We start from the raw sequence: 23,476 nt of genomic DNA on the forward strand, positions 1-23,476 counted from the left end.
TACCAATTGACTAAAAATTAAAAAAATTTTACGATATATGTAATCGGTTACAAAATGAGTTGAAAGACTATAAAATATTTTTGGAAAGCTGGATTAGTTGTATAGATGCTAAGAACAAAATAAATTTATTGAAAAGGAACTATATAACTATAAAAATAGGAAGGATGCTATCAAAATGGAAAATGAGATATTAACTTTTGGAAGTATAAATCAAGATATTTTTATTAAAACGAGTGATTACCCTAATCAAGGTGACACAGTTTGGGTTAAAGATATAGAGTATCAACCTGGTGGTAAAGGTGCGAACCAAGCCATTGCGCTAGCTAGATTAGGATGTAATGTAAAATTTATTGGTGCTGTTGGTGATGATACTAGCGGAAATAATATGATTTCCAACTTGAAATTCAGTGGTGTAGATACAAAGTATGTATCTAAAGTATCTGAAGTTAGAACGGGTAATTTTATAGTTATATTAGACAAAAGTGCTGAAAATACAATGTTAGGAACACTTGGAGCTAATAAATATATAGATAAACAGCAGTTAGAAAAAGCATTTGAAGAAGTAAAATCAAGATATTTTTTATTACAATTAGAAACTAACAGTTCAGCAATTGAATATTCTTTAAAGCTTGCTAGAGAAAAAAATATGATAGTAATTTTAGACCCGGCTCCTGTTGATGGCTATAAAGAAAAATATTTGAAATACGTAGATATTATAACTCCAAATCAACAAGAGGCAGAAAAAATAAGTGGAATTAAAGTTAATGACAAAGAGAGTGCTATACAGGCTGCACACATCATCTATAAAAAAGGAGTAGGTAATGTAATCGTGAAATTAGGTAAACAAGGGTCTATATTTTATGATGGTAATAAAAGTACCTTTATACCAGCTTATAAAGTAAATGCTGTAAACACAGTAGGTGCTGGAGATGTTTTTGTCGCTGCATTAACCTCATATTTATCTTTGCATAATAATGAATGTATGGAGGAAGCAATTAAATATGCAACAGCTGCTTCTGCTATAAAAGTTAGTGGAAGAAAGACACAGAGCGCAATACCCACTGATGAAGAAGTTTTAAAATTTATAAAAAATTATACCTTGTAAATTTTAAATAGGTATGATAACTTAGAGTCAAATGTGAGTAATCGTTTACCCAATGAGTAAACGATTACTCAAAGGAGGTAAACTTATGAATAAAAAAAATGAATTTTTTCCTTCAATGATGTGTGCCAACTTTGCTAACTTGAAAAAAGAAATAAAAACCTTAGATGATGCTAATGTTGATGGTTTTCATGTTGATATTATGGATGGTCAGTATGTGCCAAATTTCGGTATGGGGCTTCAAGATTTAAAAACTATACGTAAAGAAACAGATAATTTAGTAGATGTTCATTTAATGATTAATGATCCATCAAATTATATTGATTTTTTTGCTAATGAAGGTGTAGATATCATTTATTTTCATCCTGATACTGATAAACAACCTGCAAGAACTGTACAAAAAATTCAACAAAACAATATTCAAGCTGGAATTGCAATTAATCCAGATATTTCAATTGAAACTATTAAACCTTTGTTGAATTTAGTAGACAAAGTTCTGGTAATGACTGTTAATCCAGGTTTTTCAGGACAAAAATATTTAGAATTTGTAAATGAAAAAATTGGTATATTAACTTCGGATGAATATTTAAAGCATTATAACTTTGAAGTATTCGTTGATGGTGCTATTTCTCCTAGTGAGATCGAATATTTAAGAACAATGGGTGTAAAAGGATTTGTTTTGGGAACTTCAACGCTATTTAACAAGGAAGATTCTTATAAAACAATAATTGAAAAATTAAAAAAAGGAGAAAATTAATTATGAAAATAGGTATTGGTAATGATCATGTAGGCATTGAATTGAAACCAATAATAAAAAGTTATTTAGAAGAATTAGGCTATGAAGTTATTGATTTTGGTGCTCATAGTAATGAAAGAACTGATTATCCTGAATATGGGAAAACAGTGGGAGAAGCAGTTATAAATAATAAAGTAGATTTAGGTATTTTGATTTGTGGAACAGGCGTGGGTATTTCAATTGCAGCAAATAAAGTTAAAGGAATAAGAGCAGTGGTGTGTAGTGATCCATATACAGCTAAACTATCTAGAGAGCATAATAATACTAACGTATTGGCATTTGGTTCAAGGGTTATCGGTAGTGAATTGGCAAAAATGATTGTGAGAGAATGGTTAGAAGCTGAATTTGAAGGTGGAAGACATCAAAATCGTATTAATTCTATAGCTGATATTGAACAAGAATATATTTGTTAAATCTATAATATGGGGTTTTCCCCATATTATATTTAAAGAAAAGGGTGATTAATATGGACTATAAAGTAGTAGCTGAATTAATTTTAAATGAAATAGGTGGTTCAGAGAATATTAACTCTGTTACACATTGTGCGACTAGGTTAAGATTTAGGTTAAAAGATGAAAGCAAAGTGAATGAACAAAATTTAAATGATTCTAATGAAGTGATACAAGCTTTTAGTAAGGGTGGCCAATATCAAGTTATTATTGGTACAGAAGTTTCAAAAGTATATAAAGAGTTAGTTAATTTAAGTAACGTAGAAAATTCGAATGAAGAAAGCAATGAAGAAAAAGGAAAATTAATATCACGATTTTTCAACACCATTTCGGGGATATTCACACCACTCTTACCGGCATTAGCGGGTGCTGGTATATTAAGAGGTTTATTATTGTTAATTAACCAACTTGGATGGTTAAGTGAAAAATCGGGAACTTATGTAATCTTGTCGGCAGCATCAATGTCTGTCTTTTATTTTTTACCTATTATGTTAGCGTTTACATCAGCGCAGAGATTTAAAGTCAATCCATATATTGCAGCAGTCATTGGTGCATCATTAATTCATCCAGATTTGATCAATTTATTAGGTAAAGATGGAAATGTTGCTACTACCTCTTTCTTAGGTATACCTATCATTTTAATGAATTACTCATCGACTGTTATACCAGCAATTTTAGCAATATGGGTATATTCCTACCTTGAAAAGTTTTTGGAAAAATACATATGGAAAAGTGTACAAATTATTTTTGTGCCTCTAATTTCATTAGTTGTAATTGTTCCAGTAACTGTTGGATTGTTTGGTCCTTTTGGTGTTTATGTTGGTGAAGGAATAGCAAATGGAATAAATTGGTTGAGTGAATCAAATGGATGGATAACGGGACTCGTAGTTGGTGGTATTTGGAACGTATTTGTTGTATTTGGCTTACAATGGGCAGTTAATCCAATAATGATTAGTAATATAAGTACATTAGGATTTGATAAGATAGTACCATTAACTGCAGCGGCTAACTTTGGTATTGCGGGCGCAACTTTTGCAGTGTTGTTAAAATCTAAAAATAAAAAAATGAAATCATTTAGTTTATCTGCATTATTATCAATATTTTTTGCAGGTATTACTGAACCGGCTATTTATGGTGTGGCAATGAAATTGAAAAAACCGTTTATAGGAGCTCTAATTGGAGGAGCAATAGGAGGTGCATATTTAGGCGGAATGGGAGTTAAGTCATATGCATTTGTATTTGGTGGTCTTACTACTTTACCAGCATTTGTAGGATCAACTTTTATACATTATATTATAGGATTAACAATATGCTTTATAACAGGAGCTTTGGCTACTTATATATTAGGGTTTGAAGATGTTAGTTTAAATACAAGAAAAACTGAGAACAGTAAAGAAAAAAATGAAAGACAAGTTGAAAAATCAGAAAATATTTTTAGTCCTATTAATGGCAAGATAAAGCAATTAAATGAAATAAAAGACGGCGTATTTTCAGAAGGAATATTAGGAGAAGGGATTGCAATATTACCAACAGATGGAAAAGTATTTGCTCCCGCTAATGGAGAACTTACAACATTGTTTCCAACCAAGCATGCATACGGATTGACTTTAGACAATGGTGCTGAAATACTTGTACATATTGGAATCAATACAGTAGAATTAAATGGAGAATACTTTAATACTTTCGTTAAACAAGGTCAATATGTTAAACAAGGAGATTTATTAGCAGAGTTCAATTTAGAAAAAATAAAAGAAAAATTTGATATTGTTACGCCAATATTATTGACCAATAAAGGTGATTATAAATTATACTTGGAAAATAAAAATGGAGAAGTATCAAATAACGATATAATATTTAAAGTTGAAATAGCAAAAGATTAATGTAGGATTGCATGTCTAAGGAGTAATACGGTGGCTAAGAAAAATTTGTCTATTAAAGAAATTGCTGAAATCAGTGGAGTGTCAGTAGCAACTGTTTCAAGAGTAATTAATCAAAATGGTAGATTTTCAAAAGAAACAGAGGAAAAAGTTTTAAATGTTATCAAAGAAAATAATTATAAAACAAATTTAATTGCTAAAAGCTTAAGAGTTCGTCAAACTAATACAATAGGTATAATTGTTCCAGATATTAAAAATGAATTTTTTGCTACAATTGTTTCTGAAATAGAAGAATATTTTTTTGAAAAGGAAAATTTTACAGTTTTTATCTGTAATACCAATAGTGATAAAGAAAAAGAACTGGATTATTTAGCAAGTTTGGATGCTAAAGGTGTTGATGGATTAATATATATATCAGGTTATGATGACACATTATACACTTCAGTGAGAAGAGATATACCAATTGTTTGTATTGATAGAAAACCTAAAAAATCTAAAGATATTGTAATTGTTGAATCTGACAATTTTGATGGTGGTTTTAAAGCTACGAATTTTCTTTTGGAAGGTGGATGTAAAAATATAGTAGTAGTTAAAGGTGAACAAGAAATTTCTACAAGTGTAGATAGATTTAATGGCTATGTAGAAGCATTAAAAATGAAGAATGTTGAATTAGATGAGAAATTAATAATAAATCTTAAAAAAACTCATTTTTCAGAATCACGAAAAGCTATTCAGCATCTAATTAATAGTAATATCTCATTTGATGGAATCTTTGCTTTGAATGATTGGTTAGCTCTAGGAGCATTATATGCATTAAAAGATAATAATATAAATGTACCTAAAGATGTTAAAATTATTGGTTTTGATAACGTGTCTATTGGTAAATATAGCTATCCAAGTATTACTACAGTTAATCAGGATAAAAGAAAAATGGGATATGTTGCTGCTGAAAAATTAGTTAAATTGATGCGAAAATCTTTAAAAGACAATCATATTATTTTACCTGTGAGCATTATTAATAGAGAAACTACTTAAAATGACACTTAAATACAGTATCGGCTTTGCAATATTTATCTGTATTTGGACATACATCCTAACATTGATATTCTAAAATATAATATTTAGGAAAGTTAAGTTGTGAACACTATATAATAGAAGGTATGCGTTTGTAGTGAATCGTATGACTGTACAAATTAAAGAGACATCCCTTGTACCGTGAATGAAAATGGTACAAGGGATGTTTTTGTTATATGTAAAGAAAGAGAAATTATTATAAATTGGCGAAGCTAAGAATGTTGTGAGTGAATAGATGATTAAAAGATAGTTTAATCACTATTAACTTTACATTTATACTGAGAATCACTATTTAAGCTTGAACTTAAAACGATTGTTGGTATTTAAAAAAATAAAGGCTCATTGTCAAATTCGATTGATGTATAAATTTTGAATCGAATTTATTATTGAGCCAAATAAAAAAGCGAATTCCAGTTGCATGATGTATCGACGTAACAGTCATCATAACGGAATTCGCTTTTTATTATGCAATTATTGTTAAATATTAGTAACCTGAACCAATTTCATCGCCATGTTCGTCAAATTTCGTAACATAGCCATCATCGGCATCGACAAAGTATGAACCAGCTAAGTCGCCATCTTTATCTAAAAATGAGAATCCCCATCTACCATTATGTTTTTCAGGTTCTTTAAATGTATATTTATCTGTATCTAACTTGTGACCTTCATAAGATTCAACTTTATCAATGACATTTGAACGTGTCACTTCATCTGAGGAACTTGAACTGTCGCTATCACTGTCTTTATCAGAATCTGAGTCTGATGAAGACTTAGATTTCTTACTATCTTTAGCGTCAACATATTTATCAATAGCATCAGAATCGAATTTTAATGTGACATCAGAAACTTCGCCATCTTCTTTGTTTGTCGTATCGACATCAACAGAATCTGATTTGAAGATTTGATTATCTATTTTACCTTCTGCATGAACGGTTACTTCTTCATCTGGTGAATATGGTCCAAATGTTTTAGAAGTGTCAGTACCTTCATTTTTACCATTAACATAAATAGTGACATCATTTAATTCTGAGTCATTTTCAGTTGTGACGTTAAATTTCTTTTGTTTAAAGGACTCTGTCGCCATTGTTGTATCATTGCTCATATTAATTAATACGGCGCCATCAAAGTCTTTATTATTAATTTTTTTAGTTGCTTTAAGACGATAATCACCAGTAGGGAATGTACCTAAAGTTGTTGTATCATCTTTTTTAACATTCACGTCATGCTTTTGACCATTAAATGTATATGTTAACTTACCATCATTATCAGGTGAAAGACTTACCTTATAACTAGGAATATCAAATCTATATTTATCGAATAAGAAGAATTTCTTACCATCCTTTGTGATTGACATGACTGTGCTGTCGTTAGCATAGATGGTCGCTTGTTTGGCTTTGCCATCTTTAATATCACTGGTTTTGGATTGAATACTATTAGCAACTTTTGTTAAATTCCCCTTTGTTTTAACATAAGCTAAAAATGCCTTCGCTTCATCTTCATTTAATTTCTTACCATCAGAAGTGACTTGATTCGCTAATCCTTTAGCATCATTTTTGTCGATAGCATGTGCAATATTAGCAGCGTCATTCTTCGGTGACAGCTGTTTATTTAAAATTAAGAATGCTGCAACAAGTAAGATCACTAATACTACAATGATGATAATAAAAATAAGTGGTTTCTTACTTTTTTTCTTGTGCTGTGGTGGTGGCCCGTAAGCACGTTTAGGTTGCTGACTATGAGGTTGTCTTGGTTGTTGTGCAGCAGTACTACGGTTTGTGTGCTGAGATGCTTGTTGTGTTGTTTGATTAGTAGCATGGTTTGTTGTTTGTGATGAAGCAGAACCATGTATCGGTTGCGATGAATCACCCGTAGTAGTTTGTTGTGAAACATGACGTTGTGATGATTCACTATGATTGCTATTGTTAACAACTTGATCGTTATGCGTTGGTTGTGAAGATGTCGGTTGCGATGTTTGTTTAGCCGTATCGTTATGATCGGCTTGTTGTGGTTTGACACTTTGAACAGGTGTACCACAATGTGTACAAACTTTGACACCTTCTTTTAACGGCTGTCCACAATTTTTACAAAATTTCATATTACAAACCACTATCCTCACTGAAATTATTTAAAATATCACTTAAATCTTCAAGGCTCTCGCTATTACTATCCCAACTACTACTGCCCGAACCATGCATCATATCTTGAGCACTGTCAGAGATACTATGGATCATAGTAGTTACTAATGATTCACCGAGAACACGTACAAAGACAAAGATAATAATTAAATAAATGACTATAGCATAAAAACTTGAAAATTTGACTTGATCGCGTCCACTATACTTAGCAACTAAATACATACCTGAAATGATGAAAAGTAAAATAGTGATTAGCATAATAGCAATAGCGAAAGTATACGTGCCGATAACAAAAGCAAATAGGCCAATAATAAAGATTGCAATTGTAATGCTATTAATTAGTACATAATCTGATAATACTTGTTGGAAAGTTAATCTGCCTCTCACCATTAACTTACTTATAACATATGTTGCGCCAATATTAACCGCAATGAATGCAAAAGCAATTAATATGATACGCATAATGAGAGTGCCACTGATAAAGCCACTGAGAGTGCCACTAAGAAAGCTACGTGAAAATATAGCTAAAGCTAAGGCTATAACGATAAATCCAATGACAATTAATGATGCTAATAATTTATAGCTAAATACTTTGCGGTTGTTAATGAGGTGATCAGGTGATATGAATGCTCCACTAAAAAAGCCTTTACTTTCTTGTGCCACATCTTTGACTTGATTACCCAATTGACTTGGCTGTTGTTGCTGACCGTTAGGTTGCTGTTGATTATATTGCTGTGATTGTTGACCATATGGAGCTTGTTGTTGTCCATACTGTTGACCGTTATGTTGTTGATTAAATGCTTGGTCATTTGATTGAGTGTGTTGTTGATTTGTTGATTGATGATGTGATGTGTCTGTTGATGTTGCGTTGTGTTCAGATGTTGCTGTTTGTTGAGGTGTTTGTGTGTGTTGCTCTGTTGAATGATGGTGTTGTGACTGTTCGTTAGTGGATGATGTTGTAGTTGTCTGTGGTGTTAATTTTGTACCACATTCCCCGCAGAATGCATCATCTGGGCTTACAGGTTGACCACAATTGGGACATTTCATAGGTAAATCCTCCTAAAACAATATTTATTATTTTTAAAATTATAACTTTAAGTTTATATTGTTCAATTCAAAATATCAAGAAGCTTTTAAAGTTATTATCAATTATTACAACGATAATTTATAAAAGTTCACATAAATAAAAAGTATAATAAGTAGTTATAATTAAAAAGTATCAGTGATTTTATGAGAAAGTTATATATAGAATGATAGTAATTGCAATATTTATCGCTTTGTAAAATATAATGATAATTTATAAATGCTTATATAAATTTAAATATTTTTATATAAATCTATTTGATTAGGGTATAGAATAGAAGAAACGTATAACAATACCATTGGAGGTTTACATATGGATAAAAAAGCTGAAAAAATTCTGACGTGGATAGGTGTTGGCTTTCAAGCATTGGGAGCAATTGTAGGTGCATTGTTGTTAGCACTTGTTATCATAGGATTAACTGAGGATGCTGCCTTATCAGCAGACGAATCATTAGGTCTAGTAATTGTGTTTATCATTGGTATAGGTTCATGGGTAATGTTAATAGCTGGAATTATTGCAGGTATTAAAATTAACAAAAGTCCTAAAGGTGCAGGAGTTACTTTGGTCGTCATTGGTGCACTAAGTTTCTTCTTTAATTTTATTAGTGGTGTACTATGGCTTATTGCGGGTATTTTACTCTTAACAAGAACTCCTAATCCTGAAGTTGGTCAATACAATGCTAATCAAACAACAGATACAACCAACGAACAATCTGCATATTATGACCATTCAAATCAAGAAACTCAGCAACGTCATCATGTTGATGACTTAATATCTGAACATCAAAATAAAGATCAAGATCCATATAAATATTAAAAGTTTTTAAAGTGGCTATTTAATAAAGGTAAACTCTAAGCGGAATAACTTGTCGGGTTTACCTTTTTAATTGAATAGAGGCAATGGAAAGCTGCATTCAAGGTTATAAAATGATTTTAGTGTAATTATTCATCAAAAAGTCATAAGTCATACAGTTACATTTAGAATAAAATTTATATTTTGGGGTAAAATTATTGTGTGAACATATTTTATCTAGGGAGTGTTTTTTATGACAAACAATAAAGTGGCAGTAGTTACAGGTGGCGCACAAGGTATTGGATTCAAAATATCCGAGCGCTTATTCAATGATGGCTTTAATGTTGCGATAGTTGACTATAATGAACAAGGTGCACAACAAGCAGCACAACAATTATCTAGCGATGGTTCAAGAGCTATTGCTATTAAAGCAGACGTAGCTAATCGTGATGATGTGTTTAATGCAGTTAGACAAACTGTCGAACATTTTGGGGATTTCCACGTTATCGTTAACAATGCAGGCCTAGGACCAATGACACCAATCGATTCAATCACACCAGAACAATTTGAGAAAGTATACGGCGTCAATGTTGCTGGTGTATTATGGGGAATTCAAGCAGCACACGAACAATTCAAACAATTGAACCATGGTGGTAAAATTATTAATGCAACATCTCAAGCAGGTGTAGAAGGTAATGCAGGATTATCATTATATAGTAGTACTAAATTTGCGGTACGTGGTTTAACACAAGTTGCAGCAAGAGACTTAGCACATGAAGGTATTACAGTTAATGCTTTTGCGCCAGGTATCGTTAATACACCAATGATGGAAAGTATTGCTAAATCTACTGCTGAGGAAGCAGGTCAACCTGAAGAGTGGGGTTGGCAACAATTCTCTAGTCAAATTGCTTTAGGTAGATTATCCGAACCGGAAGATGTCTCTAATGTAGTAGGATTCTTAGCAGGTAAAGATTCTGATTACATTACAGGTCAAACAATCATCGTTGATGGTGGTATGAGATTCCATTAATTTAAGTTAACAGTAAACAGCTGATGCTACATGATGTAGGTCAGTTGTTTTTTATTATTCGTTGCTGGTTGATATGTTAACAAGAAAAAGTCGAATATCTACAAAAACAGAAATGAGTGAAAATGAATGGTGACACTTTATACAATTGGACATGTTAATTATGATTTAACAACGTTTGCGAAGATGCTAAAATTTGCCAATATTACAATGATTGAAGATGTTAGAGCATTTCCTAAAAGTCCTAAACATCCCCAATATAACCAACAAGAAATGGAACAATGGTTATTGCAACATGGTATGAACTATCGACATAACGACTTATTAGGTGGCAGACGACCTATATCACAACATGTAGGACAGAATTTGAATGCAGGGTGGTCAAATCAATCATTTCATAATTATGCTGATTATACGTTAACAGCAGAGTTTAAAGAAGGTATCGAACAATTATTGTTAGATGCACAAACATATAATGTAGCAATGTTATGTGCTGAACGGCATCCTTCAAGATGTCATCGTTTGATTATTAGCAATTGGTTAGTAGCACAAGGTTATAACGTTGTGCATATTGTGTTAAATCATCATGATCAAATTGAATTGATACCACATCAATTAGGTCAATGGGGTGCTATGCCCATTATTGAAGACGATAATGAAGTCGTTTATCCACAAGATATATCAAACTAAAGGAGTGAGTTCTAAGCACATCATATGTTTAGGACTCACTTTTTTATTTTAGAAAATTCGTGACAATACAACAGCATTTGATGATTTAAGATATGTCATATTAATAATAGGGCACTGTGACGTTTGTCTGAAGTCACTATCCTAGATGTCTAAAGTTAGAACGATTGTTTTTAGATTTGAAATAATTTTTGATGATATTTCAATAAAAGTCAGCGATATCAATACTTTACAATAGGACATGATATTTTAAGATAGTTAATTGTTCAAATAATGGTCGAATTTTAAAAAATTTTTATCAATTTCTCTTTATATCTAAAAAAGGATGTACTATAATGTTTGTGAAATAATTCACAAAGTTAAAGGAGAGGTTGATATGGGAACTGTATCAGAAAAAGAACGACGAGGGACTGAAGAACAAGTAGCAAATATGATTAATACTTTGGCTGCCAAAGGTCAAGCAGCTTTAAAAGCATTATCTAAAAAATCACAACAAGACATTGACCATATTGTACATCAAATGAGTCTAGCAGCTGTAGATCAACACATGATATTAGCAAAAATGGCGCATGAAGAAACTGGACGTGGTGTATATGAAGATAAAGCAATTAAAAATTTATATGCTTCAGAATATATTTGGAATTCTATTAAAAATAATAAAACGGTCGGTGTTATAGGAGAAGACGAGCAGAAAGGTTTAACGTATGTTGCTGAGCCAGTTGGTGTTATCTGTGGTGTTACACCAACTACTAATCCAACATCAACAACAATATTTAAAGCAATGATAGCCATCAAAACAGCTAATCCAATCATTTTTGCGTTTCACCCAAGTGCACAACAATCATCTAAACGAGCTGCTCAAGTTGTTCTAGATGCAGCAATTGCAGCAGGCGCGCCACAAGATTGCATTCAATGGATTGAAGAGCCTTCTATCGAAGCAACAAAACAATTGATGAACCATAAAGATATTGCTTTAGTATTAGCAACTGGTGGTTCTGGCATGGTGAAATCAGCATATTCAACAGGGAAACCTGCGTTAGGTGTTGGACCAGGGAATGTACCAACTTATATTGAAAAAACGGCATACATTAAACGTGCGGTTAATGATATTATTGGCTCTAAAACATTTGATAACGGCATGATATGTGCATCTGAACAAGTGATGGTTGTTGATAAAGAAGTTTATACCGACGTAGTGAATGAATTTACATCACATGGTACATACTTTGTTAAACAAGAAGAATTGAAACAACTTGAAGATGCTGTCATGAATGACCATAAGACAGCTGTTAAGCCTGACATCGTTGGTAAATCAGCAGTAGCCATTGCGGAACTTGCAGGCATTAAAGTACCAACGGATACTAAGTTATTAATTGCAGAACTTGCAGGTGTTGGCGCAAATTATCCTTTATCTCGTGAGAAACTGTCTCCAGTATTGGCGATGGTTAAAGCGCAATCACATGATGATGCTTTTCACATATGTGAACAAACATTACATTTTGGAGGTTTAGGACATACTGCAGTCATACACACAGAAAATAGTGACTTACAACAAGCCTTTGGTTTAACAATGAAAGCATGTCGTGTACTGGTTAATACACCATCAGCTGTTGGAGGTATTGGAGATATGTATAATGAATTAATTCCATCATTAACATTAGGTTGTGGTTCTTATGGTCATAATTCAGTGTCACACAATGTGAGTGCAGTAGATTTATTAAATATTAAAACAATTGCTAAACGTCGTAATAATATGCAATGGTTTAAATTACCATCAAAAGTATATTTTGAAGAACATGCTATTATGTATTTAACAGAAATGGATCATATTGATAAAGTCATGATTGTTTGTGATCCTGGTATGGTTGAATTTGGTTATGCTGAAAAGGTGGAAAAGGTGTTAAGACGTCGAGCACACCAACCGCAAATAAAAGTGTTTAGCGATGTAGAACCTAATCCATCAACGAATACAGTTTATAAAGGCTTAGAAATGTTTGTTGATTTCCAACCAGATGTCGTTATTGCATTAGGTGGAGGATCAGCAATGGATGCTGCTAAAGCGATGTGGATGTTCTTTGAGCATCCAGAAACGTCATTCTTTGGCGCTAAACAAAAATTCTTAGATATTCGTAAACGAACTTATAAAATTGGCAAACCTGAGCATGCTAAATTGATTTGTATACCGACAACATCAGGCACAGGTTCAGAAGTCACACCATTTGCAGTTATTACAGATAGTGAGACACATGTGAAGTATCCTTTAGCTGACTATGCATTGACACCAGATATTGCGATTGTTGATCCACAATTTGTCATGACTGTACCTAAAAGTGTGACTGCAGATACTGGTATGGATGTATTAACACATGCGATTGAATCATATGTATCTGTATTGGCGTCTGATTATACAAGAGGATTAAGCTTACAAGCGATTAAGTTAACATTCGATTACTTGAAAACATCCGTAGAGCAAGGTGATAAAGTATCACGTGAAAAAATGCATAATGCATCAACAATGGCAGGCATGGCATTTGCTAATGCATTTTTAGGAATATCACATTCTATTGCTCATAAAATTGGTGGGGAATATGGCATACCTCATGGTAGAACCAATGCCATTTTATTACCACATGTGATTCGTTATAATGCTAAAGATCCACAAAAACATGCCTTATTCCCTAAATATGATTTCTTTAGAGCAGATACGGATTACGCAGATATTGCCAGATTTTTAGGTTTAGAAGGACAAACAACTGAAGAGTTAGTTGAAGCTTTAGCTACTGCAGTGTATCGCTTAGGTTGCTCAGTAGGTATTGATATGAATTTAAAAGCACAAGGTGTGACAGAAGAAGTGTTAGCATCAACAATTGATCGCATGGCAGAATTAGCATTCGAAGATCAATGTACTACTGCTAATCCAAAAGAACCGTTAATAAGTGAGTTGAAAGGTATTATCCAAACAGCATATGATTATGAACAATAATCAATGATTGCTATTAACTAGGCTCGATTATTTCACAATATAATTTATTTAAAAATATCTCGAGATGATCATAAATAATGATGGTCTCGAGATTTTTTTATAATATAATGATGCTAAGACAGAAAATATTTTATATGTCATACGATGTGATTGTTAGTAACTGTCTTGATAATGAAACGTTGATAAATCATTGATAAATCAAAATTTTACAAACCAGACAGTTACTGTCAAATGCTTAATTTTAAGTGGAAAATGCTCTTTGTCCCAGCCTCTGTTCTTTGAATTGTTACTATAGTCAGGCCTAGACACAAGTATTAATCCCTCGTCTTATTTGTCTGGGGAAGTGTTTTAACAAAAGTAAATAAGACGATGGTTTGTATAACTACAAGAATCATCAAGCCAATACGAATTGGCCAAATAGGAACGACTAGTATAGAAAAGCCGATAACAATATATAGACTTAATAAAATTTTAAATTTCTGAGGTAGTGTATATCCTCGATGCAAGTAGAAATTTTCAACGTATTCTTTATATATTTTTTGTCGAACCAACCAGTTATAAAAACGCTCTGAACTTCTAGCAAAGCAGAAAACGGCTACAAGTAGAAATGGCGTTGTCGGTAGTAATGGTAAAACGGCACCAGCAATACCTAATCCAGTGAAGATGATACCAATAATTAATAGAATGATACGCACAGGTGAAACCTCCAAACTGTTAATACAATGCTTAAGGCAATTATCACTAACTTATTTTATTATCTTAATGATAATAATTCTCAAATGCATTTTACTATATTATGTATTTTAGCAATAAGTTTAGCAACACTTTTTATAAATTAACTATTTAATAGCAGAAGTAATGATAGCAGGAATATCAATACTGAAAAATGATTGAGCTAATGATTTTTAAATATGTAAACGCTTACTATATAATAATTATTGTAACATCATTACTTTAAGTCATACGTTTACTACATACAAAGGAGAGATAATAATGACAGTGAACATTCAAGATTATATTGCTCAGAATTACGGTTTGTTTATCAACGGAGAATTTGTTAAAGGTAGTAGTAATGATACAATCGCAGTGACGAATCCAGCTACTGGAGAAACACTTTCACATATCACAAAGGCGACAAATGAAGATGTCGATATAGCAGTTAAAGCGGCACAAGATGCCTTTGAATCATGGAGTTTAACTTCTAAAACTGAACGTGCACAATTATTACGTCAAATTGGTGATCAATTAATGGCACACAAAGACCACTTGGCAATGGTTGAATCATTAAATAATGGTAAACCAATTCGTGAAACAACATCAATTGATATCCCATTTGCAGCAAGACATTTCCACTATTTTGCGAGTGTTATTGAAACTGAAGAAGGTACGGTGAATGATATCGATAAAGATACGATGAGTATTGTACGTCATGAACCTATCGGTGTCGTAGGTGCAGTTGTGGCATGGAATTTCCCTATGTTGCTAGCAGCATGGAAGATTGCGCCTGCTATTGCAGCTGGTAATACGATTGTCATTCAACCTTCATCATCAACACCATTAAGTTTATTAGAAGCAGCTAAAATTTTCCAAGATATATTACCTAAAGGGGTTATTAATATCTTAACAGGTAAAGGATCAGAGTCAGGTAATGCTATTTTCAACCATGAAGGTGTAGATAAACTATCTTTCACAGGCTCAACAGATGTAGGTTATCAAGTTGCTGAAGCGGCTGCTAAACATCTTGTTCCAGCGACACTTGAGCTTGGTGGTAAGAGTGCGAATATTATTTTAGATGATGCCAATCTAGATTTAGCTGTTGAAGGCATTCAATTAGGTATTTTGTTCAATCAAGGTGAAGTATGTAGTGCGGGATCACGTCTACTTGTTCACGAAAAAATTTATGATCAATTAATACCTCGATTAGAAGAAGCCTTTGCAAATATAAAAGTGGGCGATCCATTAGATGAATCAACGCAAATGGGTAGTCAAACTGGACAAGATCAATTAGAAAAAATACAATCTTATGTTGATTATGCGAAGAAATCTGGTGCTGATATTCTAACTGGCGGACATCGTTTAACAACTAATGGTTTAGACAAAGGTTATTTCTTTGAACCGACGCTCATTGCAGTAGATAGTAACGAACATAAATTAGCACAAGAAGAAATTTTTGGTCCAGTATTAACAGTCATTAAAGTGACCGACGATCAACAAGCCATAGATATTGCCAATGATTCAGAGTATGGTTTAGCAGGTGGTGTCTTCTCACAAGATATTACACGCGCATTAAACATTGCGAAAGCTGTGAGAACAGGACGTATATGGATTAATACGTATAATCAAGTTCCAGAAGGTGCACCATTTGGCGGTTACAAGAAATCTGGTATTGGTCGCGAGACATATAAAGCAGCATTAAGTAATTATCAACAAGTTAAAAATATCTATATTGATACAAGCAATGCATTAAAAGGTTTGTATTAAGTCAATTAAGCATATGTTTAAATTAATGACGAAAGCCTCACTTCATCAACTGGAGTGAGGCTTTTATTGGTTCTCTATTTTTCAGGACTGATAAATAAAAAGTGAATAATTTAAAAAATAATTATGCATCAGTCCAATTTGAGAGAGCCCTTTTATTATGATGATTTATGTGGGATCATTTAAATCATTTTCATCAATTTCTTTAATACTATCGATTGGGACAGTAACATCGTGTGGTTTTAATATATGAAGTTGTTGCTCGTCGTTATCTCTAGCAACTTCTTCAATGTTATATTTTTTACCAGCCATTGTTTCAATTGCTATTTTACCGTTTTTGTCTAAACTACTTATAACATCTTGTTTATCCATATAATCCCTCCAGTTTATATCCTTGTTATCTTAATACCCTATTCATCATTTTCTATGCTTTGTCATTTTAAAATAAAATTTAACATAATGTATTCTCAGCATTTATCAGAAAATTATAAATTATCACTTTATATCCTTGTATTATGATAGGAATTATAGTAATATTTTTTCAAACATTCATTTAGGAGGTCTTTTTAATGACATTATTTTTATTAGAAGCGAATCACCTTAACTTTGCCACAACGAAACAAGAGCTTGAACAAAAGGTCGCATCATTAGCTACTGATTCAATTCCTACTTTAATTGAAGTTCAGGCTACTGAAAATTTATCACATGGTTATTTCATTGTAGAGGCGAATAGTGAAGACGAAGCGACACAATTTTTAACTGAGGCTGATATTAGTATTAATTTAGTGAAACAAGTACGTCTAGTAGGTAAAGAATTAGATGAAGTTAAAAATGGCGACGCACATATTGATTATCTTGTGACTTGGAACATTCCTGAAGGTATTACAATGGATCAATATTTAGCACGTAAAAAGAAAAATTCTGTTCATTATGAAGAAGTACCTGAAGTTGAATTTAAACGTACTTATGTTTGTGAAGACATGTCTAAATGTATTTGTTTATATAATGCACCTGATGAAGAAGCAGTACGTCGTGCACGTAAAGCAGTTGATACACCTATTGATGGTATTGAAAAGATTTAATCAGAACTATCTAATAAGGGGCAACAAGTTGCGATTATAGAGACTGAGACAAAATGTATTTTACACTTAAATTTAAGCATTGGACAGTAACTGTCTGCTTTTCAAAATGTTGATAAATCACCATTTTGAAAACCTAGTCAGTCTTGCCGGAGTGGAAGGGACCCGTCATCAAAAATCCATGTGTGGATTTTACATTAATGTGCAAGACGGGCATCTACGAAATAAATTTTATATAAAATTTATTTCTGTCCCACTCCCTGTTATATTACATTAATTCCGAGTAAAAAGATAACAATAATAGGAGTGGTGCAATGATTAATATTCATCAACTTCAACATTGCTTCGGTTCCCATCGAGTTATAGATGATTTTAATCTAACAATTAATGAAGGTGAAATCGTCACATTTATTGGTAAAAGTGGTTGTGGTAAGTCCACATTACTGAATATTATTGGTGGTTTTATAACACCGACATCTGGTGATGTAATGATAGATAATAAGTTGAAACAAAGTCCGTCACCTGATTGTTTAATGATCTTTCAACAACATAACCTACTACCGTGGAAGAATATTATCGATAATGTACGACTCGGCTTAACAAGTAAGGTTAGTGATGACTACATTGATGGGCACTTAGCTTCAGTTGAATTACATGGGAAAGGACATCAATTTCCTGAGCAATTATCTGGTGGCATGAAGCAGCGTGTTGCGATATGTCGAGCACAAGTTCATCAACCGAAAGTGATTTTGATGGATGAGCCATTAGGAGCACTTGATGCCTTTACACGTTATAAGTTACAAGATCAGTTAATACAGTTAAAAAAACAAACTACTGCTACGATGATCTTAGTGACACATGATATTGATGAAGCATTATATTTATCAGATCGTATTGTTTTATTAGGAGAAGGTTGTCGCATTATTAATCAATACACCATTAGTGACACACAACCTAGAAATCGTAACGACAGTCATTTATTAAAGATAAGAAATGATATTATGGAAGAATTTGCCTTAATTCATCATGCTGTTGAACCAGAATATTACTTATAGGGAGGCTTCATTATGAGGAGATTAATAATGGCATCACTGATATGTCTCCTGGTATTAACAAGTTGTAGTCGAGTACAGCATTCTAAACCTATGGCTAAGTATAATAAAGATCATGCTCAAACAATTAAAATCGGTTATTTGCCTATTACGCATGCTGCTAATTTAATGATGACGAAACAAATTGAACAACAATCACCAAACAGTAAGTATCATTTAGAATTAGTAAAATTCAATAACTGGCCAGATTTAATGGATGCCTTGAATAGCGGTCGTATTGATGGAGCCTCTACACTAATAGAATTGGCAATGAAAGCTAAACAAAAAGGTGCGAATATTAAAGCAGTTGCCTTAGGACATCATGAAGGTAACGTTATTATGGGACAAAAAAATAAAGATGTCAGTGATTTTCATAATAATACATCCTACTCTTTTGCCATTCCCCATCGTTATTCAACCCACTATTTACTATTAGAAGAAATGCGCAAACAGTTGAAATTAAAAAAACATACCTTTGATTATCATGAAATGTCTCCAGCAGAAATGCCAGCAGCTTTAAGTGAACAAAGAATATCTGGTTATTCGGTAGCCGAACCATTTGGAGCTATAGGCACTGCTTTAGGAAAGGGACAAGTATTGAAACATGGTGATGAAGTGCTGCCTGATGCGTATTGTTGCGTCTTAGTGTTAAGAGGAGAAATATTGCAACAACGTCATTTAGCACAAGCATTCACCACAGATTATAAACAAGCAGGCTTTAAAATGAATGATAAGCAGCAAAGTGTTGATATCATGACAAAATATTTTAAACAAAAGCCTAAAATATTAAAACAATCGGCAGCGTGGACATCATATGGTGATTTATCCATCAGAGCATCTGGCTATAACAAAATTGCAAAGTTAGTCAATGAACATCACTTATTTAATACCCCTGATTATGATGACTTTGTAGCACCGTCATTTTATAAGGAGGCACGAAAGTAATGATCCATAATAAAGTTGTACGTCTATCCTTACCTATTGTCACTATGATTATATTTTTGTTGTTATGGCAAAGTGTTATTTGGATTGGCCACTATGAGGCCATTTTACTTCCAGGCCCAGTATTGGTTGGACAAAGTATTTGGCATTTTATAACGAGTGGTATTATTTTTAAACATTTAGCTATTAGTTTGTGGCGGTTTGTCGTTGGCTTTGGTATGGCAATTATTGTCGCAGTACCTGTAGGATTTGTAATCGGACGTAGCGCCGTTTTATATCAAGGCATAGAGCCGTTATTACAATTAATACGCCCAATATCCCCAATCGCTTGGTCACCATTTGTTGTTTTATGGTTTGGTATAGGAAGTTTACCTGCTATGGCGATTATATTTATCGCTGCATTTTTCCCTATTGTCTTTAATACGATTAAAGGTATTAAAGAAGTAGAACCACAATATTTAAAAATAGCAGCTAATTTAAATTTGCAAGGGTGGTCATTGTATCGCCATATTTTATTTCCTGGGTCATTTAAACAAATGATGGCTGGTATACATATGGCAGTTGGGACAAGTTGGATATTCTTAGTTTCAGGAGAAATGATTGGTGCACAGTCTGGACTTGGCTTTTTAATCGTTGATTCACGCAATATGTTGAATTTAGAAGATGTTTTATCAGCAATATTTTTTATTGGCTTGTTTGGCTTTTTAGTTGATCGTCTGATTAGTTATTTAGAACAAACGATACTCGCTAGATTTGGAGAATAAAGGAGCGGTTATAATGACTTTAAATACATTGATTACAGAACAACTTGCACCTCACGTCATTGATATTGATGAGGGGACATATTATGCTCAACCATTTATACAACAATTATTTGCACAAGGTTATTTTAAAGAACAAGATATAGTGGGGAATGCTGAAGTCATAGAACAAGTATCTGAAACATGCTTAACGACAGGTTTTTGCTTATGGTGTCAGTTAGCATTTTCAACCTACTTACAATATGCGCCACAAACAACATTATTTAAAACATTGCAGCAACAATTATTGTCTGGTGAAATTTTAGGTGCGACAGGTTTATCAAATCCTATGAAATCATTTAATGACTTAGAACAATTCAACTTAGAACATCATTATGTCAATGGCCAACTTGTCGTTAGTGGTGTCATGCCTGCAGTGAGTAATATTCAACAGGACCATTACTTTGGTGCGATATCAAAAGCTAAAGATACAGATGAACTTGTGATGTTTATTGTACGTGCGAATCAAGAGCATATTACATTAGTCGAAAAGTCTAACTTCTTAGGTGTTAATGGTTCTGCTACCTATCAAATTAACTTAGATCATGTCACTATTCCAAAGGATCAAATTGTAACGAAAGATGCTAAAACATTTGCTAGTGCTATTCGTCCACAATTTGTGGCATTACAAATACCGATAGCATTAGGGTCAATTCGTAGCTCTCTTGATTTGATACATCAATTTGCCCATACTCAAAATGGTATTAATCAATACTTAGAATATGATATTGATTTTTATGAGGAAAAACATCGACGCCTCAAGGATTCATTTTATGATGTCATTAAGGCTGGACAGTTAGATGAACAGTTCAGTGAGTTAATTCATTTAAAGAAAGAAGCGGGTTACTTGTTGTTAGATGTTAATCAAGCTTCTATGGTTAATGGGGGAGCAAGAGCTTATTCACCACGTGCCCCTCAAGCACGCAAATTAAAAGAAGGCTTTTTCTTTGCAGCATTGACACCGACATTAAGACATTTAGGAAAATTACAAGAAGAAATTGCAGCAAGTACGACATAATCATTGCTCAAAGGGTTCTAGGACATATGTTGTTTTAGAACCTTTTATCTTGAGTTTTAAATCAAAAATTTAAAAATATAGATACGTAATTTATTTTTTTGAAATTAAAAGTGTTTTGTTTGAAAATAAATAAACTAAGAGTATAATTAAAAATGTGAATAATTAATGAACTTCTTAAGACTTTGAAGAAGGTGAATACTATAGAAAAGCATTCTAAAGAACAACAATTCTCGAATCTTGTACGTACTTACCGCAAACAATTTATTGGTAAAGGACCTAATAGTATTAAAGTGTCTTTCAAAGATAATTGGGCAATTGCTCATATGACAGGCGTCTTAAGTAAGGTAGAAGCATTCTATTTAAACGACGAGAGAAATGAGTCGATGTTACATTATACTCGCACTGAAAAGATAAAACAGATGTATAAAGACATAGATGTTCATGAAATGGAACAACTTGTAGGTGCCAAATTTGTAAAACTATTTACAGATATTGATTTAGCTGATGATGAGGTTATTTCAGTATTTGTTTTCGATAAATCAATAGAATAATTAAATCAGTATATAAGTGATGCTGGTGTAAAGTACTCGGTGCTGTTTGCTATCTTCGCTTTGAATTTGTTCATAATTCAAGGGGGTGGTATGTCAAACTGTGCCGAGTTTTTTGTATGTGTTTTAACCTTGCAGTCGCGCGTATCCAATACTAAAGGTAGTACTAAATTAAATTACTAGGAGAGATATATATGAAAATCGTAGCGTTATTCCCAGAAGCAGTAGAAGGACAAGACAATCAATTACTAAATACTAAAAAAGCATTAGGTTTAAAACCATTTTTAGAACAATTAGGACATGAATTAATTATATTAGCTGACAATGAGTCAGATTTAGATAAACATTTAGCAGATATGGACATTGTCATTAGTGCGCCATTTTATCCTGCTTATATGACAAGAGAACGAATTGAAAAAGCGCCAAACCTTAAATTAGCGATTACAGCTGGTGTAGGTTCTGACCATGTTGATTTACAAGCAGCAAGTGAACATAATGTTGGTGTCGTAGAAGTAACAGGTAGTAATACAGTTAGTGTAGCTGAACATGCAGTTATGGACTTACTCATTTTACTAAGAAATTATGAAGAAGGTCATCGTCAATCTGTTGAAGGTGAATGGAATTTATCAAAAGTTGGTAACAATGCACATGAATTACAACATAAAACAATTGGTATTTTCGGCTTTGGTCGTATCGGACAATTAGTTGCTGAAAGATTAAAACCATTTAATGTGACATTACAACATTATGATCCAATCAATCAAAAAGATCATGAACTATCAAAATTTGTATCATTCGATGAATTGATTGCAACAAGTGATGCTATTACCATTCATGCACCACTAACACCAGAAACGGATAATTTATTCGATAAAGACGTATTAAGTCGTATGAAAGATCATAGTTATCTCGTTAACACTGCACGTGGTAAAATTGTCAATTGCGATGCATTAGTAGAAGCTTTAGAATCAAATCACTTACAAGGTTATGCAGGCGACGTGTGGTATCCACAACCAGCACCAGCTGATCATCCTTGGAGAACAATGCCAAGAAATGGTATGACAGTACATTATTCAGGTATGACATTAGAAGCACAAAAACGTATCGAAGATGGTGTCAAAGATATTCTAACGCGTTTCTTTAATCATGAAGCATTCCAAGAAAAAGATATTATCGTTGGTAGCGGTAGAATTACAAGTAAAAGTTATACAGCTAAATAAAACATATAGAAGTATTTAATTAAAACTGAGACGGCCGTCTCAGTTTTTTATTATGGTTCTCTATTTTTTTTAAAGACTGATAAATAAAAAATGAATAATTTTAAAAAAATTAATTTGAAGCCGAGACTCCTGAGGGACCGGGCCCCAACATAGAAAAATTCTATAAATAGAATTTTTACTGTAACGTGCAAGTTGAGCATTGGGGCCCCAGCAAAGAAAAATTCTGTCAACAGAATTTTTACTATAATGTGCAAGCTGGGGTGCGAGGCTTGAAAATTTAATTATGTATCAGTC

At 32.9% G+C, this 23,476-nt stretch carries 21 protein-coding genes and 1 pseudogene; 18 read left to right on the top strand and 4 right to left on the bottom strand.

Going from position 1 to position 23,476, the window contains the following annotated elements:
• The first annotated feature begins 175 nt into the window (after window positions 1-175).
• From CD113_RS01340 to CD113_RS13010, 6 genes and pseudogenes are all read left to right on the top strand, one after another.
• On the top strand, window positions 176-1,105 hold the full coding sequence (locus CD113_RS01340) for a ribokinase (protein ID WP_002464418.1): 930 nt from the start codon (window positions 176-178) through the stop codon (window positions 1,103-1,105).
• Between the two features lie 85 nt (window positions 1,106-1,190).
• Window positions 1,191-1,859: a ribulose-phosphate 3-epimerase gene (locus CD113_RS01345; protein WP_002464417.1), complete on the top strand. Its 669-nt coding sequence runs from the start codon at window positions 1,191-1,193 to the stop codon at window positions 1,857-1,859.
• A gap of 2 nt (window positions 1,860-1,861) precedes the next feature.
• Complete coding sequence (gene rpiB, locus CD113_RS01350; protein WP_002464416.1) at window positions 1,862-2,311, top strand: ribose 5-phosphate isomerase B; 450 nt, start codon at window positions 1,862-1,864, stop codon at window positions 2,309-2,311.
• Window positions 2,312-2,364: 53 nt separating this feature from the next.
• Window positions 2,365-4,227 (top strand): beta-glucoside-specific PTS transporter subunit IIABC, encoded by a 1,863-nt coding sequence (locus CD113_RS01355; RefSeq protein ID WP_002464415.1) that lies wholly within the window; start codon window positions 2,365-2,367, stop codon window positions 4,225-4,227.
• 30 nt (window positions 4,228-4,257) lie between these two features.
• Window positions 4,258-5,259, top strand: a complete 1,002-nt coding sequence (locus CD113_RS01360) for a LacI family DNA-binding transcriptional regulator (RefSeq protein WP_002464414.1) — start codon at window positions 4,258-4,260, stop codon at window positions 5,257-5,259.
• Window positions 5,252-5,335: pseudogene (locus CD113_RS13010) on the top strand (hypothetical protein); the annotation flags it as partial. The gene CD113_RS01360 and the pseudogene CD113_RS13010, both read left to right, overlap by 8 nt.
• Before the next feature lie 447 nt (window positions 5,336-5,782).
• Here CD113_RS13010 and CD113_RS12830 read toward each other — a convergent pair.
• Window positions 5,783-7,393, bottom strand: coding sequence for a TcaA second domain-containing protein (locus tag CD113_RS12830; RefSeq protein ID WP_002464413.1), 1,611 nt, complete (start codon window positions 7,391-7,393; stop codon window positions 5,783-5,785).
• A gap of 1 nt (window position 7,394) precedes the next feature.
• The gene (locus tag CD113_RS01370) at window positions 7,395-8,480 is read right to left on the bottom strand and encodes a zinc ribbon domain-containing protein (RefSeq protein ID WP_002464412.1); all 1,086 of its coding nucleotides are present in this window, start codon (window positions 8,478-8,480) and stop codon (window positions 7,395-7,397) included.
• A 349-nt stretch (window positions 8,481-8,829) separates the two neighbouring features.
• Here CD113_RS01370 and CD113_RS01375 point away from each other — a divergent pair, with 349 nt between their 5' ends.
• The 4 genes from CD113_RS01375 (at window position 8,830) to adhE (ending at window position 14,006) form a co-directional block, all read left to right on the top strand.
• Window positions 8,830-9,333: a DUF4064 domain-containing protein gene (locus tag CD113_RS01375; RefSeq protein WP_002464411.1), complete on the top strand. Its 504-nt coding sequence runs from the start codon at window positions 8,830-8,832 to the stop codon at window positions 9,331-9,333.
• Window positions 9,334-9,562: 229 nt separating this feature from the next.
• On the top strand, window positions 9,563-10,339 hold the full coding sequence (locus CD113_RS01380; RefSeq protein WP_002464410.1) for a (S)-acetoin forming diacetyl reductase: 777 nt from the start codon (window positions 9,563-9,565) through the stop codon (window positions 10,337-10,339).
• Between the two features lie 126 nt (window positions 10,340-10,465).
• Window positions 10,466-11,026 (top strand): DUF488 domain-containing protein, encoded by a 561-nt coding sequence (locus tag CD113_RS01385; protein WP_002464409.1) that lies wholly within the window; start codon window positions 10,466-10,468, stop codon window positions 11,024-11,026.
• A 373-nt stretch (window positions 11,027-11,399) separates the two neighbouring features.
• Window positions 11,400-14,006, top strand: a complete 2,607-nt coding sequence (gene adhE / locus CD113_RS01390; protein ID WP_002464408.1) for a bifunctional acetaldehyde-CoA/alcohol dehydrogenase — start codon at window positions 11,400-11,402, stop codon at window positions 14,004-14,006.
• Window positions 14,007-14,320: 314 nt separating this feature from the next.
• Here the strand turns inward: adhE and CD113_RS01395 are convergent, their stop codons facing one another.
• Window positions 14,321-14,701 carry a YbaN family protein gene (locus tag CD113_RS01395; RefSeq protein WP_002464407.1) on the bottom strand — a complete coding sequence of 127 codons (381 nt, stop codon included), beginning with the start codon at window positions 14,699-14,701 and terminating at the stop codon, window positions 14,321-14,323.
• Window positions 14,702-14,999: 298 nt separating this feature from the next.
• Between CD113_RS01395 and CD113_RS01400 the strand changes: the two genes are divergently transcribed.
• Window positions 15,000-16,487 (top strand): aldehyde dehydrogenase family protein, encoded by a 1,488-nt coding sequence (locus tag CD113_RS01400; protein WP_002464406.1) that lies wholly within the window; start codon window positions 15,000-15,002, stop codon window positions 16,485-16,487.
• Window positions 16,488-16,652: 165 nt separating this feature from the next.
• Here CD113_RS01400 and CD113_RS01405 read toward each other — a convergent pair whose 3' ends face one another.
• On the bottom strand, window positions 16,653-16,856 hold the full coding sequence (locus CD113_RS01405; protein ID WP_002464405.1) for a hypothetical protein: 204 nt from the start codon (window positions 16,854-16,856) through the stop codon (window positions 16,653-16,655).
• A 197-nt stretch (window positions 16,857-17,053) separates the two neighbouring features.
• Between CD113_RS01405 and CD113_RS01410 the strand changes: the two genes are divergently transcribed.
• The 7 genes from CD113_RS01410 (at window position 17,054) to CD113_RS01440 (ending at window position 23,182) form a co-directional block, all read left to right on the top strand.
• Window positions 17,054-17,566: a DUF4242 domain-containing protein gene (locus CD113_RS01410; protein ID WP_002464404.1), complete on the top strand. Its 513-nt coding sequence runs from the start codon at window positions 17,054-17,056 to the stop codon at window positions 17,564-17,566.
• Window positions 17,567-17,877: 311 nt separating this feature from the next.
• A complete protein-coding gene (locus CD113_RS01415; protein WP_002462489.1) occupies window positions 17,878-18,618 on the top strand; it encodes an ABC transporter ATP-binding protein in 741 nt (246 codons plus the stop codon).
• A gap of 12 nt (window positions 18,619-18,630) precedes the next feature.
• Entirely contained in the window at window positions 18,631-19,599 is a 969-nt protein-coding gene (locus tag CD113_RS01420; RefSeq protein WP_040801333.1) for an ABC transporter substrate-binding protein, read from the top strand.
• Window positions 19,599-20,360, top strand: coding sequence for an ABC transporter permease (locus tag CD113_RS01425; protein ID WP_002462487.1), 762 nt, complete (start codon window positions 19,599-19,601; stop codon window positions 20,358-20,360). Before CD113_RS01420 ends, CD113_RS01425 begins: the two co-directional genes overlap by 1 nt.
• Window positions 20,361-20,370: 10 nt before the next feature.
• The gene (locus tag CD113_RS01430; protein WP_231910052.1) at window positions 20,371-21,414 is read left to right on the top strand and encodes an acyl-CoA dehydrogenase family protein; all 1,044 of its coding nucleotides are present in this window, start codon (window positions 20,371-20,373) and stop codon (window positions 21,412-21,414) included.
• 191 nt (window positions 21,415-21,605) lie between these two features.
• Window positions 21,606-21,965 carry a DUF2294 domain-containing protein gene (locus tag CD113_RS01435; protein ID WP_002462485.1) on the top strand — a complete coding sequence of 120 codons (360 nt, stop codon included), beginning with the start codon at window positions 21,606-21,608 and terminating at the stop codon, window positions 21,963-21,965.
• A gap of 191 nt (window positions 21,966-22,156) precedes the next feature.
• Window positions 22,157-23,182 carry an NAD-dependent formate dehydrogenase gene (locus CD113_RS01440; protein ID WP_002462484.1) on the top strand — a complete coding sequence of 342 codons (1,026 nt, stop codon included), beginning with the start codon at window positions 22,157-22,159 and terminating at the stop codon, window positions 23,180-23,182.
• Window positions 23,183-23,476 lie beyond the last annotated feature (294 nt).

It is taken from the genome of Staphylococcus simiae, from assembly GCF_002902085.1.
GTDB lineage: Bacteria > Bacillota > Bacilli > Staphylococcales > Staphylococcaceae > Staphylococcus > Staphylococcus simiae.

Bases quoted from the DNA above. Each gene is read 5' to 3' on its own strand.
- adhE (WP_002464408.1), top strand. From the start codon at position 11,400: ATGGGAACTGTATCAGAAAAAGAACGACGAGGGACTGAAGAACAAGTA.
- CD113_RS01355 (WP_002464415.1), top strand. From the start codon at position 2,365: ATGGACTATAAAGTAGTAGCTGAATTAATTTTAAATGAAATAGGTGGT.
- CD113_RS01340 (WP_002464418.1), top strand. From the start codon at position 176: ATGGAAAATGAGATATTAACTTTTGGAAGTATAAATCAAGATATTTTT.
- CD113_RS01380 (WP_002464410.1), top strand. From the start codon at position 9,563: ATGACAAACAATAAAGTGGCAGTAGTTACAGGTGGCGCACAAGGTATT.
- CD113_RS01405 (WP_002464405.1), bottom strand. From the start codon at position 16,856: ATGGATAAACAAGATGTTATAAGTAGTTTAGACAAAAACGGTAAAATA.
- CD113_RS01370 (WP_002464412.1), bottom strand. From the start codon at position 8,480: ATGAAATGTCCCAATTGTGGTCAACCTGTAAGCCCAGATGATGCATTC.
- CD113_RS01400 (WP_002464406.1), top strand. From the start codon at position 15,000: ATGACAGTGAACATTCAAGATTATATTGCTCAGAATTACGGTTTGTTT.
- CD113_RS01345 (WP_002464417.1), top strand. From the start codon at position 1,191: ATGAATAAAAAAAATGAATTTTTTCCTTCAATGATGTGTGCCAACTTT.
- rpiB (WP_002464416.1), top strand. From the start codon at position 1,862: ATGAAAATAGGTATTGGTAATGATCATGTAGGCATTGAATTGAAACCA.
- CD113_RS01440 (WP_002462484.1), top strand. From the start codon at position 22,157: ATGAAAATCGTAGCGTTATTCCCAGAAGCAGTAGAAGGACAAGACAAT.
- CD113_RS01410 (WP_002464404.1), top strand. From the start codon at position 17,054: ATGACATTATTTTTATTAGAAGCGAATCACCTTAACTTTGCCACAACG.
- CD113_RS01415 (WP_002462489.1), top strand. From the start codon at position 17,878: ATGATTAATATTCATCAACTTCAACATTGCTTCGGTTCCCATCGAGTT.
- CD113_RS01375 (WP_002464411.1), top strand. From the start codon at position 8,830: ATGGATAAAAAAGCTGAAAAAATTCTGACGTGGATAGGTGTTGGCTTT.
- CD113_RS12830 (WP_002464413.1), bottom strand. From the start codon at position 7,393: ATGAAATTTTGTAAAAATTGTGGACAGCCGTTAAAAGAAGGTGTCAAA.
- CD113_RS01425 (WP_002462487.1), top strand. From the start codon at position 19,599: ATGATCCATAATAAAGTTGTACGTCTATCCTTACCTATTGTCACTATG.
- CD113_RS01385 (WP_002464409.1), top strand. From the start codon at position 10,466: ATGGTGACACTTTATACAATTGGACATGTTAATTATGATTTAACAACG.
- CD113_RS01420 (WP_040801333.1), top strand. From the start codon at position 18,631: ATGAGGAGATTAATAATGGCATCACTGATATGTCTCCTGGTATTAACA.